Origin of the sequence: Novosphingobium sp. PhB57 (genome assembly GCF_004342985.1) — a bacterium.
GTDB lineage: Bacteria > Pseudomonadota > Alphaproteobacteria > Sphingomonadales > Sphingomonadaceae > Novosphingobium.
In genome coordinates this window covers 1-17,769 of record NZ_SMBO01000026.1, presented here as the reverse complement: position 1 = coordinate 17,769, position 17,769 = coordinate 1, and the positions used below count along the sequence as shown (strand labels likewise).

General features: G+C 57.3%; 12 protein-coding genes. 3 read left to right on the top strand and 9 right to left on the bottom strand.

What is annotated here, in order from left to right:
• Positions 1 to 89 precede the first annotated feature (89 nt).
• The 5 genes from EDF58_RS25320 to EDF58_RS25295 form a co-directional block, all read right to left on the bottom strand.
• Positions 90 to 599 carry a hypothetical protein gene (locus tag EDF58_RS25320; protein WP_132270527.1) on the bottom strand — a complete coding sequence of 170 codons (510 nt, stop codon included), beginning with the start codon at positions 597 to 599 and terminating at the stop codon, positions 90 to 92.
• Positions 600 to 781: 182 nt separating this feature from the next.
• Positions 782 to 3,373: a GAF domain-containing protein gene (locus tag EDF58_RS25315; protein ID WP_243654512.1), complete on the bottom strand. Its 2,592-nt coding sequence runs from the start codon at positions 3,371 to 3,373 to the stop codon at positions 782 to 784.
• A gap of 398 nt (positions 3,374 to 3,771) precedes the next feature.
• The gene (locus EDF58_RS25310; RefSeq protein WP_132270526.1) at positions 3,772 to 4,812 is read right to left on the bottom strand and encodes an AI-2E family transporter; all 1,041 of its coding nucleotides are present in this window, start codon (positions 4,810 to 4,812) and stop codon (positions 3,772 to 3,774) included.
• Between the two features lie 505 nt (positions 4,813 to 5,317).
• Positions 5,318 to 5,509, bottom strand: a complete 192-nt coding sequence (locus tag EDF58_RS25300; protein WP_132270524.1) for a hypothetical protein — start codon at positions 5,507 to 5,509, stop codon at positions 5,318 to 5,320.
• Positions 5,510 to 5,684: 175 nt separating this feature from the next.
• Positions 5,685 to 6,212 (bottom strand): hypothetical protein, encoded by a 528-nt coding sequence (locus EDF58_RS25295; protein WP_132270522.1) that lies wholly within the window; start codon positions 6,210 to 6,212, stop codon positions 5,685 to 5,687.
• Between the two features lie 589 nt (positions 6,213 to 6,801).
• On the opposite strand from EDF58_RS25295, the gene EDF58_RS25290 reads away from it, so the two are divergent.
• Entirely contained in the window at positions 6,802 to 7,359 is a 558-nt protein-coding gene (locus EDF58_RS25290) for a PRC-barrel domain-containing protein (RefSeq protein ID WP_132270529.1), read from the top strand.
• On the top strand, positions 7,356 to 10,490 hold the full coding sequence (locus EDF58_RS25285) for a DEAD/DEAH box helicase (RefSeq protein ID WP_132270521.1): 3,135 nt from the start codon (positions 7,356 to 7,358) through the stop codon (positions 10,488 to 10,490). Before EDF58_RS25290 ends, EDF58_RS25285 begins: the two co-directional genes overlap by 4 nt.
• Positions 10,491 to 10,731: 241 nt before the next feature.
• Here the strand turns inward: EDF58_RS25285 and EDF58_RS25280 are convergent, their stop codons facing one another.
• The 4 genes from EDF58_RS25280 to EDF58_RS25270 all read right to left on the bottom strand — a co-directional run bounded on the left by EDF58_RS25280 (position 10,732) and on the right by EDF58_RS25270 (position 15,526).
• Positions 10,732 to 11,625 carry an SDR family oxidoreductase gene (locus EDF58_RS25280; protein ID WP_132270519.1) on the bottom strand — a complete coding sequence of 298 codons (894 nt, stop codon included), beginning with the start codon at positions 11,623 to 11,625 and terminating at the stop codon, positions 10,732 to 10,734.
• Between the two features lie 2,244 nt (positions 11,626 to 13,869).
• On the bottom strand, positions 13,870 to 14,034 hold the full coding sequence (locus tag EDF58_RS26065; RefSeq protein ID WP_165921594.1) for a hypothetical protein: 165 nt from the start codon (positions 14,032 to 14,034) through the stop codon (positions 13,870 to 13,872).
• Positions 14,035 to 14,710: 676 nt separating this feature from the next.
• Positions 14,711 to 15,079, bottom strand: a complete 369-nt coding sequence (locus EDF58_RS25275) for a hypothetical protein (protein ID WP_132270518.1) — start codon at positions 15,077 to 15,079, stop codon at positions 14,711 to 14,713.
• Positions 15,080 to 15,109: 30 nt separating this feature from the next.
• Positions 15,110 to 15,526 carry a major capsid family protein gene (locus EDF58_RS25270; RefSeq protein WP_279388352.1) on the bottom strand — a complete coding sequence of 139 codons (417 nt, stop codon included), beginning with the start codon at positions 15,524 to 15,526 and terminating at the stop codon, positions 15,110 to 15,112.
• A gap of 606 nt (positions 15,527 to 16,132) precedes the next feature.
• Here EDF58_RS25270 and EDF58_RS25260 point away from each other — a divergent pair.
• Complete coding sequence (locus EDF58_RS25260; RefSeq protein ID WP_132270513.1) at positions 16,133 to 16,414, top strand: hypothetical protein; 282 nt, start codon at positions 16,133 to 16,135, stop codon at positions 16,412 to 16,414.
• Positions 16,415 to 17,769 lie beyond the last annotated feature (1,355 nt).

Genomic DNA, 17,769 nt, shown 5'->3' with positions numbered 1-17,769 from the left:
TGTTGACCCTGCCCATCAGCGGCAGCACATAAACCAAACACGCCTGGGTCAATTCTCAATGAAAACCCCGGGTCACATCTCAGTGCAACTCAACAGCCATCTGGCAACAATTCCACTTCATCACCATGGATAGCCGGCGCATCCCAGCTACCGGGGCGGCCAGCAAGAAGGGGATGATTTCGGCCCGCTTCGGTCGCACTGATGCGACGCGCGATACCCGCTTCCATGCGCCTAGGCATTCGGCGCACTTTTCCGCCCGCTGCGGCCGTCGCGACCTGTAGGCCCGCGCAGGAACCGAATGAAGGAACTCCGGACGCGAAAACGGCGCGCATGAAATCAAGCTGGCGATCTACCTCGGCTGTCTCACGATAGACATGCATAGGAGAACCAGTCAGAAACACGGCATCATATTTTGCCAGGTCGATCGGTTTAAATCGACGGGAATCCGCGTCTGCGGGAGATGCGATGTCTATTCTGGCTGCTGGCCGAAGCTGCTTCAGTGTTGCCTTGTATGTTTCCCCTGCGCTCTTTCCGGCCCTTTCGCGGCGCTTCTCGCGTTCATCGGGAAGTTCACTTTGGGCAACCAAGTATGAAGGCATCAAAATCTTTCTGAGGCGAGCGGAGTCAAACGTTTGGGGTAGTTTCTCAGATCACGTAACTGACAGAAAATTTGGAGTTGCTTTAGTCAGGCGGCGATAAATGAGCGAAGCGTATGCGCATAATCGAACGGAGGAATAGGGGTGCTGGAACAGTTTGCACTTTTCTCCAGATTAAAAAAAGATCATCCGTCGAGGCTCAGCAGGTCGGTAATATGATGTTTAATAAGGTCCACCGCGAAAGGCTTGGTGACGAGCCGCACACCAGGCTCAAGCTGTTCATTGCCCACGACCGCATTCTCCGCAAACCCGGTGATGAAAATCACCTTGAGGCCAGGCCGCCTAGCGCGCGCCGCATCGGCAATCTGCTTTCCATTAAGGCCGCCGGGCAAGCCCACGTCTGTGATAAGCAGATCGATATGCGTGTCGGAATTAAGCACAGCCAACGCCGAAGGCCCGTCGCAGGCCTCCAGCGCCGCATGATCCATATCTTCGAGAAGTTCGCACACCAACATCCGGATGGTCGGCTCGTCGTCGACAACCAGCACGCTACGCTTTCCCGTGCTTGGCAGATCATTGATTACATGCGAAACCTCTTCCCCAAGCGCATCGCCGTAATGGCGCGGCAGATAGAGGCATAACGTTGTACCCATGCCGAGTTCGCTATAAATGCGAACCTGCCCGCCGGATTGTCGAGCGAAGCCGTAGATCATCGACAGCCCCAGACCCGTCCCCTCGCCAATCGGCTTGGTGGTGAAAAACGGATCGAACGCGCGCTTGATCGTTTCCGAAGTCATGCCAGTTCCGGTATCGGTGACGCAGAGCGAGACATATTGTCCCTCAGGGAGATCGCGCTCACGGCCCGTCCGGGCGTCTAGCCACTTGTTCGCAGTCTCGATGGTTATGCGTCCGCCACAAGGCATCGCATCGCGAGCGTTGAGGCACAGATTGAGAAGCGCATTCTCGAGTTGATTAGGGTCGACCAGCGTCGACCACAATCCGCCGGCACCCACGACCTCGACTTGTATTCCAGGCCCGACTGTCCGGCGAACCAGATCTTCCATACCCGCTATCAGGCGATTTACGTCCGTTGGTTTGGGATCGAGCGTCTGGCGCCGCGAAAAGGCCAGCAGGCGGTGCGTCAAAGCAGCCGCTCGGCGCGATGCTCCCTGAGCCGCCGTCACATATTTCTCAAGTTCGCCGATCCGCCCCTGCGCGATGCGGATTTGAAGCATTTCCAAAGACCCGACCACCCCAGCCAGCATGTTGTTGAAATCATGCGCAAGACCACCGGTGAGCTGTCCAACTGCCTCCATTTTCTGCGCCTGCCGTAATTGCTCCTCGGCAGCCATGAGGCTCGCGGTACGCTCTTCGACCTGCTCCTCGAGCGAAGCCGTCAGTTTTGCAAGATCATGTTCGGCTCGGCGACGTTCGGTAGCGCTGCGAGTTCGCGCGGCAATTTCCCGCATGAACTCCTGTTCTTCGGCCAGCCATACCCGCGGCGTCGCATTGTTCACGTAGATCAACGCGACAAACGCGCCGTTCTCCTGCAGCGGCATGTTGATGAAGGAGTGCGCAGTAATAGCTTTCAGCACATCTGCGGTGGCTCTCGTTCGTTCATCGACATCGGCATCGACACACATCACGGTTTCGCCCCGCTTCAGGTCCTCGATGTAGCTGCCATGCTCGCGAAAGTGCAGTGTACCGGCGATCGTTTTGACGCCCGGGGCGTTCCAGTCGCGTTCTACTGTGATCGTCTCTTTGACAGGGTCGATTGTGCCATATCCGGCTCGGCTCACGCCAAGCGTACGACCCAATATTTCGGAAGCGGCAAATGCAATATCGGACGGGTCGTCCATATCGCGCAGCCGATCGCTCAATTCGAGAAGGGCTGCCTGTCGTGCTTCTGCGCTGCGTCGTTCGGTAATATCAAAGCTTACGCCCGGAAAATGCCGTTCACCGTTATCTGATACGGTGCACTGACCCTCTGCGGCAACCCATCGAAATGAACCATCCGGCTGAACGAGGCGATATTCTGCCGAAAACGGAGCTGAGGTCTCTACCGCCTTATCGATCTGCGCGGTAACCCGCGGACGGTCATCGGGATGGATGTTCGCAAAAAACTCGCTGATCGGTGCGCCGCGTGAAGCGCGCCCGAGATCAACGCCGTACAGGCGAGCGAAGCCGGCATCAGACACCACGAGATCATCGTCCACAGACCAGTCCCACGTGCCGACGGAACGAGCCGCCACGAGCATCGCATCGCGCTTGCGCTGGAGGAGGCGCAGCTCAATCAAAGCCATGATTTGTTGAGCAAGGATAGTCAGTCCCCGGCGCTGCTCTTCGGTCAGGCCGCCGGGTCTGGGAACTGTGTCAATGACGCACAACGTCCCCAGCGGCATACCGTTCTCGCCGACAAGAGGGACGCCCGCATAGAACCGGATTTGTGGTGCCTCAGTGACGAGTGAGAAGGCCGACGTTCTCGGATCGCAAGAAAGATCCGGGACCTCGAAAACCCCCGAATGACGAATAGCGAGCGCGCACACGGAGGTCGCGATGGGCGTTTCCGACACAGTCACACCGACACGCGCTTTAAACCATTGACGTTCTGTATCAACGAGACTGACGAGCGCGATAGGCGCCGAGCATAGTGTCTTGGCAAGCCATACGATCTCGTCGAATGCAATTTCGGGAGCCGTATCAAGCACCTCGGCCTCGAGGAGAGCGTCAATCCGCGCTTCTTCGTCCCATTCTAAGGGCACCTGCCTGTCGCTCACAGCGATATTCGCACGCTAAGCGCCGTGCCGATAGGAATTCCGAGGTAAAACAATGTAACATCCGAAGTGCGGGTCTGATGACAAGATCGAGTAACCCAAAACGCTTTAGCTCGCCTGCGGTTGCGGGACCATCGTTTCGGGATATCACCTTCCAGGAATATCGGTTGCTTGCAGGGCACCCTGGATTGCCATGATACAGCAAGCCACTCCCCTTTCCCGGTCCCGCGGTGCCAGCCTGAGAGGCAACCGTACCTGTTTGACGGGCCCGCTATTTGCAAGCCCCAATGTCGATCGACATCACCCGCCGGATTTAGCAGAAGATTGTCGGGCACCCTTCTTTTCGCAATTTCGTTATGATCTCCCTGAAGGGAAACACTGTCAAGAAACGGTCAATGCTTTCAAACTTCGATGTTTTTTCCAAGGATGGTCTTCACATAGATCCGCTTAACCAGGACAAAGATTGTAATGGTTAAAGGAGCCGCCAGAAGAACCCCAAGCAAACCAAACAACATGCCAGCCGCCAGGACCGTAAAGAGCAATACCGCAGGTGGAACATCAACCGCCTGCTTTTGTATCATGGGCTGTAAGAAATTGCCCTGAAGTTGCTGCACTACTAGGAATAGAACGACCGTCCAGAGCGCAGTAGCGGGCGATTTCGTGAAGGCCAGCAGAACTGCCGGCACTCCTGAAATAACCGGCCCCACCATCGGAATTACGTCAAGCAATCCAGCGATAACCCCCAAGCCACCCGCGGAAGGCACGCCCAGGAGCGCAAGTCCTGCCGCCGTCAGGGAAGCAACCACGACGGAAGAGATGGCCTGCCCTTTCATCCAACCGTTCAAGCCGCGCCTGACGTCATCAAGGGAGGCCCCTGCAACCTTTACCCCGCCTTGCGGGACGAGCAAAAGCAGACCGCGTCTATAGAGGCCTGGGTCTGCTGCGAAAAATATTGCGCCGAAGATCACGAGGACCAAGTTGGTCAGCCCGTTTCCAATCGCCAACATGTAAGTCCCGATCTTGGATACGACGCCAGAGAAGGCACCCTTCCCCCCTTCGAGGATGCCATTGGCAGCATCGCCCAGCCCGGCCCGACTGAGGAAAGCCTGGAGTTGCTCGATGCCGTTTGGCAGGTTCTGACGGATCATGTCGAACTGACTTGCCAGCTGAGCGCCGAATAGAATGAGCGCACCAATGAAGATCCCGAGTAGGAGAATAACGGCAGTTCCCAGCCCTAGCGTTCGCCCCACGGGCACGAGAGAGCATATGGCACGCGCAATCGCATCGAAAACGACGCCCAGTACGGCGGCTGCAAAAAGCAGCAGGAGAAAACTGGAAAGTTTGACCAGTAAAAGGAAAACGCCAAATATCGCAGCTACTACAACAGTGGCAAGTGCGATCCGCCCTAATGTCCAGTATTTCCCCTCGTCGCGCACCGTCATTGGCTCCAAGCGTATTTCCTTTGCTCCAGTTGCTCACCGGCCTGGCTAAGCATCACGACCGCGCGAAGTTTTTCTGGCCGGTCACATTTCGGAATTTTTCCAAATGCCGGCGCGGACGACCGGGAGCTAAGCCCCGGCCGCCCTGCCTTTTTTACAATTTCTACTTATCGCCGATCACGGCACCTGCCGTGCCGCCGATCACAGCGCCTTCGGCCGTGCCCAATCCAGTCGCGCTACCGACAACCGCGCCCCCGGTACCCCCGATCAATCCGCCGCGGGTCGCCCCATGGGAACATCCTCCTAGGCCAGCGCCTGCAGCAAGAATCATGACGAGCCCACTTACAAATTTGGTTTTCATAAAAAAATCGCTCCTGTGCAACTTCGTGCTGGAGCGGCCGAACGGATTGAAAGTTCCGTTAGCAACACATTGAAATTCAGAACGGACCAATTGCGTGAAAGCGAACGAAGTATCGTTCGCTTCTCTCTCAGGCAAGCTCAGCTCACATCATGTTTGCAGTGGGGAAGCCTGGGCACCTTCGTCGAGCTTGCGGGCGGGCTTACAGCCCAGATCAGGGCTAAAGAAATGATTTTTTGAAGCGGCGGGCATGGCTTGTGACAGCCAGAACCAAGGAATGGGCGATTTGCGCAGGATGGCGGTCGGCAGCCGCCACGCTGACAACTCCAGCAGAGCCTTCAAGAAAAGGGGTGGCTGCGAGCACGTGCCTGTGAAACATCGCAGCCGACGTGCAAACGACGACGGTCTGAGGAGGTTCCACGTAGAGCGCAGACAATTTGAACCTGCTGTAGATCCCTACTGCGACAATTGACGCGAACGTAAGTGCGGTCCCAAAAAATGGTGGAAGCTCTATCCGCTAAATCAAGGCTGCGCGAACACCCGGCAGAAGCGTGTAAACAGCTTCCCTTTGGGCGCCGCGATTTTCGTGGTCGACATGGTAGCCCTGATAGTGCCGATGTACCAATCCTGCCCGAACCAGATCGGAGACGGCTCGGCTAACTCCGCAACGAGCGGACTGTTGCAAACGATCTTGAACTTGAGCGTCCAGAATTTGGTCAAGCTCGGCCTGATCGGCAGGTAAAGGCGCCTTCTTCTTCATTTCATCCAGGATCTTGCGCCGAATGTCCTGCCGGCGATGATGTCGCCGCGCCATCGGAATCAGAGCGCGTCCCAACCAGTCTCGTACCGGCACCGCCTGCCCTTCTTCGAAGATGTACGGGCCGGCGACTCCATTGGGATTTGCCGCCTTCGCGAGCAGATTGAGTACAAGCAAGGTATAGCGAGGACGCGGCGAAACGGCCATGATCTTGTCGACGACGGCCGGCATGTCCAGCCTCTTTTCCTTGGCTGGCTGCGGAGCGAACAGATCGAGTTGATAGAACATATCACGAATCTAGCGCGAACGCGGCGTAAGGTGAATCCCCTTATTTTGTCAGGCGTATATTTTCCACCTATGGCACTTTACCGGCAAAGCGCTGGTAAAGTGCCATAGGTGACACTTTGAAGATCGCTTACGGAAAGTAAGCCGCAGAGCACCGATCTCGATCTACCCTGATGGGTACGCCCCTTAAGATGAAGCTGCCTTTCCTGACGGCATCGAACTGCGCAATGCTATGCAACGCAGAGGCGGAGCCTTCATCCAAACCGCCTCATTCGATCAGCAATCTGCAAGATCATGCCGGGCGATAGCGGGATGCCGCCCAGTCCCCCATTCGCCTGGGGCCTGTGCTGCCTATGATGACATACTGAAGACAGCAGCAAGCACTTAGAACGCTCTGGGATGAAAGGCGGCGATGGCTTCCGCATACTCTCGATAGATCCGGCGTGATTGCTTTGTATCGCTGGGCACACCCGGGAGAAGTTGTTCGCCGCAAGGCCACCAAAGTGGGCTGCTGCGCGTTCTGGTCACTCAACGCTTAGACAAGGAAGTTGAATTGGAAATTGCAGCCGGTTGGATCGCGCCAGTGGCCACCATGATAGCGGCGATGATGACGGCGGCAAACCTGGGCGCGCGCATTACGGGCTGGGGCTTCGTTGTCTTCACTGTAGGCTCGATTGCCTGGTCCATCGTGGGGCTTTCAACGGGCCAGACCAATCTCCTGGCCACCAACGGTTTTCTAACCTTGATCAATCTTATCGGAATCTGGCGCTGGTTGGGCAAACAGCGCGCATATGAAGACGGTGGTAAGTCGGCCACCGAGGCGAGCCGCCGCTCCGCGGCACCAACGCTGTTCATGGCCACCGGGATTTCAGGAATGCCGGTCGAAGACGAGACTGGCGATCGGCTCGGCAAAGCGGTCGAGGCACTGATCACCTGCAATGACGGGAATATCAGCTATGTCGTGGTCTCGTCGAACGGGATAGGCGGTATCGGCGAGGATCTGCGTGCCGTAGCCCGTGCAGACCTTACTTTCGCCTGTGACCGGCTGATCGTTCGCAATTCGCGCGCCTTCTACGAAAATCTACCCGCGTTGAGCGATGGAGAATGGCCCGCATACCCGGGTGAAACCAAAGGGGCCGCAGCGTCATGAACGATGCAAAGAGCACCGGTGAGACTGTCCTGGCCTTGGTCGAACAGCTGCGAGCGGGAGATCTGGTTTATCTCGCGGACGATGAGCAACAAGCACAAACTATCGCCGGAGCGCTGGCCGCCCTCATGCCAAAAGCTCATGTTATCCACTTACCGTCCAGCGACACTCTCCCGGGCGATAGCGCACCTGCCTCACCAGCCAATATCGGTCGCCGTGTTTCGGCGCTGAGCACGTTGCGCCGCATCTCGCAGCTGCGAGAGCGATTCCATCTAGTCACTGTGATGAGCGGTGAGGCCGCAGCAAGGCTGTATGCCGAGCCTCGTGTCTTCGAGGAGGCCCCTCCCCTTCTTTCAATAGGTGATCCGCTCGACCCTGCGGCATTTGCCTTGGAAATGGAGGCGCTAGGTTATGTGACCGATGACCGCGTCGATGAACCCGGTGAAGTGGCCGTTCGAGGAAACGTTATCGACATCTACCCTGCCGACGCCGGCCATCCCGCCAGGATAGATGTGGCCGATGGGCGTATCGCATGCATCAGGCGTTACGATCCGGCTACCCAGCTCTCAGAAGAGACTTGCGAAGTTCTCGCGATCGGGCGAGCGGCCGAGCCTGTTTCCAATAAACGTGTAACGATTATTGCTCATCTTCCTTCCGGCCGGATCTTTTTCTCGGCGCTTGCCAACAAGCGCCGCGAGCGCTTCATCCGCCTGGCGCGTGAGGCTGCATCTGCAAGCCGCAAGGACCTTGATGCAACCTCCGAAGCTCTCTGGCAAAGGGATCTTAATGCGTCGGCGCTGGAAGTTTCGGATTTTCCTGAAACAGCGCCGGTCCCGCGTTTTGCCGCGCATCGCTCGCCTCTGCAAACACTGAAGAAATTTGCCTCAGGCCATCTCAGAGAGAGCAAGCGGCTGTTACTGGTCGGGGCGGAACGGGATATCCGTTTCCTGCGAAGCAAGGTTGGCCGGGTTCTCGATGCTGAAGTTGCGCTCATTGAAGAGATAGACGCACTGCGCGAATTGCCGCCCGCCAACATTGCAGCAATTTCAGCCCCTCTCGATCAGGGCGGCGTGCTCGGCGATATAGTGATGATTGCTGCGGGCGACCTTTTGGGCAGCCGCGCGCTCAGCCCGGATCACCAAGAGGGAAAATCATCAGGGTCCGCCCTGGGCGGCCGCGAAATCCAGATTGATGACCTTATTGTCCATGAGGATCACGGCGTAGCTCGCGTGCTCGGGTTGGAGGCTGCGCCGGGCGAAGCAAACTCAGAACTCATTGTTCTCGAGTATGCACAAGGCGATCGTAGGTTGGTGCCTGCACAGGAAGCCGGCCGACTTTGGCGGTACGGGGCAGATAAAGATGCCGTGAGACTCGATAGGTTAAATGGCTCTAGCTGGCAGAAGCGCCGCCTAGCCATCGACGAGGCCGTCGCGACCAGCGCACGCGAACTCCTTCAATTGGCTCGGCAGCGAGAGCAACTGAAGGCACCAATTATGGAACCTGACAGCGCAGCCTACGAACGCTTCGTTGGTACGTTTCCATTCAATGAGACCGCCGACCAGGCACGGGCAATTCAGTCGGTGCGCGAGGACCTTGCCAGCGGACATCCAATGGACAGGCTCGTGATCGGCGATGTCGGCTATGGCAAAACGGAAGTGGCACTGCGGGCAGCGGCACTGGCGGCCCTTGCCGGCTTTCAGGTTATTCTGGCCGCACCAACTACCGTATTGGTAAGGCAACACATTCAGACTTTCGAGCGGCGCTTTGCGGGGATGAAGATCAAGATCGCCGGATTATCCCGTCTTTCGACCACGGCGGAAAAAGCGGCCGCCAAGACCGGGCTTGCAAATGGTGCGATCGACATCGTTATCGGTACCGCGGCTGTCATGGCCAAGGATGTGCATTACGCCAAGCTTGGGCTCGTCATAATTGACGAGGAACAGCGTTTCGGTGCTGCCGCCAAACGGGAGCTGCGCCGACATCCCGAGGTTCACCTGCTGTCTATGAGCGCAACCCCGATCCCAAGAACGTTGCACCGTGCAATGATCGGGCTACAGCAGATTTCGGTCATAGCAACGCCCCCCGCGCAGCGTCAGCCGATCCGGACCAGTCTCGTGGGACCCGATGATGCAGTCTTTCGAACCGCGCTTTTACGGGAAAGGTCGAGAGGCGGCCAAAGCTTCGTAGTGGTTCCCCGGATCGAGGACCTGGCGCCCTTAGCGGATCGCCTCGACCGTCTCGTACCAGGCCTTGAGGTGGTCCAGGCCCATGGCAAGATGCAGGCCGCCGAGATCGATAATGCAATGGTTCGATTTGGTGATGGGCGCGGCGATGTTTTGCTGGCGACCAACATCATCGAGGCGGGACTGGATGTCCCGCGCGCAAACACCATGATTGTCTGGCATGCCGATCGTTTCGGTCTGGCTCAGCTTCATCAATTGCGCGGCCGCGTAGGCCGCGGGAACCGCCGCGGCCAGGTTTTCCTCCTTACCGAAAGCCAGGAAATCTCCGAACGCACGATGAAACGGCTACGCACTCTGGCCACTTATGACCAGCTAGGCTCCGGCTTTGGAATTAGCACTGCCGACCTCGACCAAAGAGGAGCAGGCGATCCTTTGGCCGATGCGCAGGCAGGTCATATGAAGCTTATCGGTGTCGATCTCTATCAGCATCTGTTCGAGGCGGCCCTAAGGAAAGCGCGCGGCGAAAACGCAGGGCTTTGGCACCCGGAATTGAACGTAGGAGATGCGGGAGGATTACCAGCAACGTGGATTCCGGATGAAAATATCCGGCTCGGCCTTTATGTCAGGCTAGCCCGACTGACAGACGGCGCTGAGGTCGATGCGCTGGAGGAGGAACTTGCAGACCGGTTCGGGCCATTACCGCCGAACGCAGAACGGCTCGTAGAAGCCGCAAGAATCAACATTCTCGCCCGAGCGGCGGGCATCGAGAAGGTCGATGCAGGCCCTGCGGCCGTGGCGTTGACCCCTAGATCAGCAGGGCCTGCGTGTCCTTGCGCACATGGCTTTGCAAAAAAAGATGGCCGCTGGATTCTTAAGGAGCAAATCGCGGACGCAGCGCGCCTTGTCAGAGTGCGCGAAGTTCTTGAAACTCTGCTTGAGGACGAGAATTGATGCTCGCCATGCGTGGCTATCCTCGCCCGCGAACGGGCGGACCTATCGGCCTGCTTAGGTTCGCCAGATGGTCCATGCCGATTGATAGCCTTTGTTACCCCTGGTCTCGATCCGCTGGTCGCCGCCTTACCCGCACCGGCGCGGCTATAGATGCTGATCGGCCAATTTGCTGCGACGCGTTCATAGACCATTGATTGGAGCAAAACGAACGGCCCGGCCGGTACGGCCGGGCCGTCTCGATTCAGGCGATGCCGGCTCCGCCGGTTACCCCGTAGACTTCACCGGTAATGTAGCTGCCTTCCTGCGAAGCAAGCAGCACATAGACAGGCGCAATCTCAACAGGTTGGCCTGGACGGCCGAATTGGCTTTGCTTTCCAAATTTGGCCACTTTGTCTTGCGGTTGCCCGCCGCTGGATTGAAGTACCGTCCAGAACGGTCCCGGCGCCACGACATTTGCCCGGACGCCCTTTTCGATCAGCTGCTTGGCAAGGGCCTTGGTATAAGCAACAATGCCTGCCTTGGTGGTGGCGTAGTCCAACAGAATATCTGACGGTTCATAGGCCTGGACCGAGGCTGTCGTAATCACCGAAGCCCCTGGGGGAAGATGCGGCACTGCGGCTTGGGAAATCCAGTGCAGGGCATAGAGGTTAGTTTTCAGCGTCTTGTCGAAGTCTTCTGAACTCACCTCGCTGAGGCTTTCGCGAAATTGTTGCCGCCCAGCGTTAATGACGAGGACATCCAGCCCTCCCAGACGTTCGACGGCTTCCGCTACCAATTGCCTGCTCCAGGCCTCGTCAGTGATGTCGCCGGGAAGAGCAACTGCGATGCGTCCCTCTGCCTTGATAAGCGCTATAACTTCCTGGGCATCGCTCTCTTCGCTTGGAAGGTAAGAGATGGCGACATCAGCACCCTCGCGGGCATAGGCTATCGCCGCGGCGCGCCCGATCCCGGAATCGCCTTCGGTAATCAGCGCCTTGCGCCCCTTGAGTTTGCCTGCGCCCACATAGCTTTCTTCTCCATGATCGGGCCTGGGCTCCATTTTCGCCGCAGCACCAGGCGCTGGTTGGGGCTGCTCGGGAAATGGAGGCTGCGGATATTGAGTGCGAGGGTCCCGCAGCGAAAGGCGGTCAGCCATGAATTCTCCTGTAAGCTGGAATGACGCGGCATCAAAAGCCGGGCCCACTCTACAAAGGGAGAAGGATTGATCTGGTTCCAATCGGGACCGAGCTGGTCCCCGTGGCAAGCCTCCATTGAAAATAGGCGTTAAAGGCCACAGACTGCTCGCTGGTTTGGGGCCCCGGGGGACAGCTCGCAGATTTTCTCGATCAGCCGCAGCGGATGCGGATCAGGCTGACCCCATAGGCGATAAAATGCGTTTATCCTGAACGACGGCTCAAGTAGAATGTGTCGATAAATTGCAGTCTGCGAAGCTACTTATAGTTGCCGATCTTCTTATTCGGCCAAGCTGACTTTCTTTCTGAGCGCTGCGATAACCGAAAATCACGGCCGACGAAGCTTATCTGCGATGATTGCAGCGAAAAATTTGGCAACCGAGGAACGTTCCTTGTGCGCAGACCGTTTATTATACGTTGCAGCCGCGTCTTGCCCTCACAAGCTACTGCGACCGCGGGAAACGGTCCCGAACAAACCTTACCTTTACCTCGCAGCTTCGAGCAAGCTGCGAGGTTTTTTCTTTGGCGACAGAAATCAACTTTGAAGCGGCGGCTTTATCGATTTCCGCCTCAAGCGTCGGACATGGCGGAATGCAATATCGAATATCCGGTCGGCGATCAGCTTGGTTTTTTCTCTACGCTGAAAAAATCGGCAAGCTTTTAAGCTTTTGGCGGATCGGCCGCTGCTGTCAGCGAGCGGTCGCTACGCTGGGATGGCTATCGATGTATATCACATTCGCTAAAACATAGACTGCTGTGACAAAAGTTAGGGCAATAACCGCAGAACGGAGCATATTTTGCGGAACGCGGTTTGCAATCGGCCGTTGTCCGTGAAAGTTTCCAGGTCGGTTCATAATTATTTTCCCGCAATTCGAGCGCGCTCGGAGCCGATAGTCGTTTGGCGCTATAAGCTTTGCGGCTAACGAATGTTCCCGCAGCGCTTCGCCAGCATTGCAAACGAGCCGAAGCCCGAAGCCCGAAGCCCGAAGCAGGTGCGCGTGAATAGCTGAGGAGTAACAATTTAAGGCGATTATTATCGCCTCCGAGGGTTAGTCGCGGTTTTTCACCGTAGAGCTCGAGGGGATCGCGGAAGTAGCGTATGGCACTGTGCTAAAATAGAAGTGGCTCTCTACACCTTCTCCTGTTCAAAGCTGAAAATGCCACAAGCCTCACTCACCGAGGGCGAGCTTAGCGCGCCCGGATTTTCGTTCTGCTGACCTGCGCCGCCTGCTCGACAAAAAGTGAGGTCGCCTCGGCGCCGCCCCTGCCGGCTTACCTAGGCAGTCCGGCCGGGCTGATGAGCCTCTGCACGGTAAACAACGTCGATATGGTCACGACCGGGGACATCGCCACGAGCAGGAAAAGCTACAAGGAGGGGTTCGAGAAGTGCGCGGCTGAAGTGGATGTAATTCGAGAACATGACGCGATACCGAGGTCTCGCTCAGTCACAAACTAGTGCGCCCAGCTTCAAGAAGACTTTCACATTTGTTTGCTATTCCTCGGACGATAGGCTGGCTGCGCGCTTCCTGCCGTGCCGCTGACCTCCCCTAGCGTGCTTTTGCGCTTGGAATGCAACCTGGCCCCGGAGCGCGACCTCGAGTGCGCCCCGGGGCCTTTTCCAAGCCAAAAGCTTAGGGGAGCGCCATTGCCTAGACGCTGTGACGCCGCACAGGCGGGCATGCAACTCCAGCCTTTAAACCTGTCTTAGCTGCTGGTATCGGATCAGGGCCGTAATCCCTTGACTGTTTCACAGGGGCCATCGTGACGGCAATTGAGGGTGGCCCCTCATCTCTGCTGATGCGGTAGATCGCGCCGCGAAGAGTATCCACCCGTGCCTCCGGCGCATTTACCGGAAGGGTCGTTCTCCACTCTGGAGAACGGCCCTTCAAAAATCAGAACAATAGTTAGCTGAAGGCCGGGCTCGACACCGGCTGGCGAACACCCACGCGTCCACCCCCTCTGCTGAGCCTATGAGGGCGCGTCCCTCCGCGCTGCCGCGGCTGCTAATTGTATATCAAGTTGGTAGGTGCAAAGCGGCATGCGCATAATTGCCAGCGAGGAGCCGGCCCGACGCCGGCGCAGACCTGCACCGACCACGGAACCATAGCCCTTGCCAAATATTAGCTCGCTGCGGTGGCCAATTAGACCCCTCGGCACGTCGCCCCGAGGCCGTTCCTTTTTGTGAGGGGCGGGCTCTTTTCTTATGATCAGAACGCGACGACGCTCAAAAGAATTACACAGCAGCCGAGCGCGGCCACAGCCCTGCGGACCTGCCGGCCAATTACCCCATCTGCCAAGATTCCTACGGAAACCAGCCCGATGCCGAGAACAATCGCGGCAAGCAGGGCATGAAGATGATTAATCTCGACCACTAAGCCTCCTCAATCGATTCCTTCGTTTGATCTCAATAACAAATTCGGGGAATTTTCTGATTAAAATATGTAAAACGGAGGAACCAAATATCAATGGCGCTTAGCCCGCGATCCTGTCCCTCGTGAACTTAGGTACCCTGCGACAAGCCTACGCCATTTACGGCCAGCAGGTCCGAGTCGGCAGCTCGGCCGCGTCTGCTGTTCCTCGCCATAGCTCTGGCCGACGTACGCCTCGGCCCTCGCGGCCCATGCGGCATACGGTTCTTTGGTCCAGCCTGGAGAACTCGAGGTAAATTGCTTTGAATTGGGCTAGCGGGAGGCGAGCGTGAGCCATGGTTCAAAGTGCAGGGAAAACCGCCCGCACCTTACCGCTTCGAGCTGACAGGTTTGTGCCAGTGTACCTAAGGTACTCACCAGAGCCCTTCGTGCGACCCGAAGGATAAAGTGTCATTTATAGAACCAGTTATGACGGTTGCAAATGGAATTTTTGTACCTTGATTTTATCAGTACGCGCCCTCGCCAGATCGCAAAATAGCAAAAAAATACCCGCCCCAAATAATTGGGCCGGGTAAGTTATGATAGGAAAGTTATGACTAAATTTCCCATCGGGTCGCATGTGCCAATTGGGCTTATATGGGATAGATCGCAAGAGATCAAATTGATCGATATTTGGAAATTAATAGAGATTGGCTTGCGGGAACTTTTGGGTTTTGTAAGTCAATGGGGCTGACGCTCTCCATTTTAACGACTTTGGGCCGCCACGACGATGCGAGCCGGCCCTGTATGTCGCTGACGCCCCGGGTGGCTTGGCGGGCTTCTTCAGCGTTTCGGTTTGCTTGGTAAGGTCGGCACCTGCTTTGCGCCCCGGCAGCGCCGCCTTTAGCTCTTCCACCTCGCGCACCTGGTAAAGGCCAATCCCGGGCAAAGACTCTAGATACACCGGGCCGAAGCGGCCGGGCAAGGACCCCATCGCTGGAAGCCGCGTCGGCCCGTCCAGTGTTTCAAGTTGGTAGGGCAAATTGGTCACGTTCTTGATTTCGTGCATCTATCGTCTTCAACGAAAAGGTCCGTCCGGTTAAAGACGGACCTCATCTCGTTCAGGCCTTGCCCGATCAGGCCGGAGCGGGGTAACTGCGCCGCCGTAGCTGATGGCGTTCGGGCACATGACGTCCGGCGGCCCGGTGCGGGCGATGCCCGGGACCGTGAAGTTCGGCAGACCGTCCTGGTAGACCGGCAGGAAGCGATACGGCATCGGCATCCAGGGCTTTAGCATGTTCGCGTCATAGCGGGAGGCAACCGCTCGACCGCCGCCGGGAATGTCGGCGCTGGCCTTGTTCTTCAGTTCTTCGAGCGAACGGATCTTGAGCTGCTTTCCGGTGCGGCGGGTGTATTCCTTGTTCGTTGCGATGTACTGCATGATGGTCTGGTTCGGTTTCGTCACGCCGTAGGGGGTGCCGACCATGTAATCGAGGGCCGTGTCCGGTAGCAGCAAGGTGTCCTAATGACGAGAGTCGACCAACTCGGCGGGTTATTGATAGTGAAAACGGTCGCCGCGAACGGCGCCATGCTATTGCGGCTGAAAACTTCATTTTCCGGGCGATAAGCGCGAACGACCGAGCCCTTGAAATCTTTAGGGGCTCCGGCTTCGTCAGGAAGATATGTTTGGACGCCGACGCGAGCACCACGGACTTCGGCAACAAAGCTGCCGTCCGCGCAAATGCGGGCAGTCGTGGCAGCGTCGAGGGTGTCGCAGCGCTGCACATGCCCCGCACAGTATTCGCGCGCGAGGCATGGTTTCACCGCCGTCGGATCATCCGCCTCACGGCGCCAGTACCGCGTTAGCTTAGTTACTACGAGTCGCGTTGGCATGCGGTTTGAAAAGCGCGTCAGCAGTGCCGCTTTCCGAGGCCATCGATATGACACATACGATGACAACGGCGGCGACGAGCAGGAGAATGATGGCAGCCGCGATCAATTTACGAAGGAACATCGACTGCCTTTGCCGTAATTGAGGCTAATTGCCAATGATTGGCGCCGTTATGGGACACGGCCCGTCACGGCGTTCGAAACGGTCGAGATAGCGGCCGGCCGTGATGGTATGGTGCAGACCGACTGCGCCCTAGTCGCGGCCGATGCTGTGCTTGCCATGACCGGCGAAGACATAGCGACCCCCTTCCGTGGCAAATACTCCTCAGCGGCCGAGCCGGCCCGCGCGCTCAAGTGCAGCAGCGTTGCCGATCTCAAGGCCACGTTCGACACCCTCCTGCCCCCGAAGCCGATCGGTTATCTTCACATCCAGCGGCAGCACGATCAGATCGAGACCTTGGACGGACGGGATGGCGATCTCGCGGTCGCAAATAAGGACTGGTCTACGCGATAAGCGGAGCAGGACCGCCTCCGCGCTCTTGAGCAGAGGAACGTCCTACGGCTTCAGCACAAGCTTCCCTCATCGAACAGCGCAACACCGCCGCAGCAACGCAGCTCAAGCAATGGAGGCAACCAATGCCGAGGTTAAGGAATATCGGTCTCGCCCGATCCCTGCTGACCTGCGCCGCCTGCTCCACAAAATGTGAGGTCACCTCGGCGCCGCCCCCGCCGGCTTACCAAGGCATCCCGGCAGGGCTGATAAGCCGCTGTACGGTGAACGACGTGGATATGGTCACGGCATCATGACGAGCCGGAACCTCTATAAGAACGGCTTCGAGAAGTGCGCCGCGAAGCTCAATGCAATCAGATCGCCTGACGCCGAAGCTCCAACCGTCCACTAGACAGTAAGTATTGCTGATGCCGGGATGACAGCATTTTTCATTCGCAAAATCATCAGCGCCATCGCAAGCTTCGCGTGATTCGGCTGGTCACCTTCCTCCCTTCCGGCTGATCATCAGATACGCTCCGGCGTATCGCGACCCAACACCTCACCCGGAATACCCATTTGGGTGTTTCGGGTTTTTTCGCACTCGCTATCGCATTAAAAATCAATCTAATGATTTACCGGGCTCATGCTCTATATAGCCTTCAAACATGCATATTCACAATCAGCGAAAGCTAGTCTTCGCTTTGAACCCTCCAGAAATGGAGACGTTGGATTTTTCCATTTTTGAAGGTGCGCGTGACATTTGCGTATTGGTCATCCCGGATAAGAACGGCCTTTGACTTACCTTTGTGTAGGAAACAGAGATGGATCTGGACGACGTTCTGGTTTTACCAGGTTTCAGGCGCGTCAGAGCTCGGGTTTCAGGATCGAAGGAAGGCACTCGGCATTAGGGCGGCTAAGCCCCGATCCCCTCCTGTTGGTCTCTTTGCATACTAAAGAGGCAAAGCAAAAATCCCATCGAGATATTGAGCTGATCACGGTCAGCTATCTAAAGTTGCTGGGTAATCGGTGCCCCCCGGTTATAGAGGTCGCCCTTTCCGCGAGGGGCGGCCTCTTTCAATAGAAGGCGCATCGGAACCTCGCGTGAAGTCGCCGTAGTGTAGCTGCGGACCGGGTTCGACACCGGCTGGCAAACGCCCCCACGCGTCCGCCCCCTCTTCAGCCCATAAGGGCGCGTCCATCCGCGCTGCCGCAGCGGCTGCTTCTATCACGGTGGTAGGTGCGGAGCGGCATGCGCACAATTGCCAGCAAATAGCTTGGCCTGTGCGGGACTGTCAGGAATTCCGTGTGTGGGCAGGCATAATGGGTAACAAGGAGTCCCACTATGTCACGACGCAAAGAACCGGCGATACCTCACGAGC

What these genes read in the sequence shown, in the direction of transcription:
- EDF58_RS25320 (WP_132270527.1), bottom strand. Translation starts at nt 599, where the DNA reads ATGCCTTCATACTTGGTTGCCCAAAGTGAACTTCCCGATGAACGCGAG.
- EDF58_RS25275 (WP_132270518.1), bottom strand. Translation starts at nt 15,079, where the DNA reads ATGCACGAAATCAAGAACGTGACCAATTTGCCCTACCAACTTGAAACA.
- EDF58_RS25295 (WP_132270522.1), bottom strand. Translation starts at nt 6,212, where the DNA reads ATGTTCTATCAACTCGATCTGTTCGCTCCGCAGCCAGCCAAGGAAAAG.
- EDF58_RS25290 (WP_132270529.1), top strand. Translation starts at nt 6,802, where the DNA reads ATGATAGCGGCGATGATGACGGCGGCAAACCTGGGCGCGCGCATTACG.
- EDF58_RS25280 (WP_132270519.1), bottom strand. Translation starts at nt 11,625, where the DNA reads ATGGCTGACCGCCTTTCGCTGCGGGACCCTCGCACTCAATATCCGCAG.
- EDF58_RS25310 (WP_132270526.1), bottom strand. Translation starts at nt 4,812, where the DNA reads ATGACGGTGCGCGACGAGGGGAAATACTGGACATTAGGGCGGATCGCA.
- EDF58_RS25260 (WP_132270513.1), top strand. Translation starts at nt 16,133, where the DNA reads ATGGTGCAGACCGACTGCGCCCTAGTCGCGGCCGATGCTGTGCTTGCC.
- EDF58_RS25285 (WP_132270521.1), top strand. Translation starts at nt 7,356, where the DNA reads ATGAACGATGCAAAGAGCACCGGTGAGACTGTCCTGGCCTTGGTCGAA.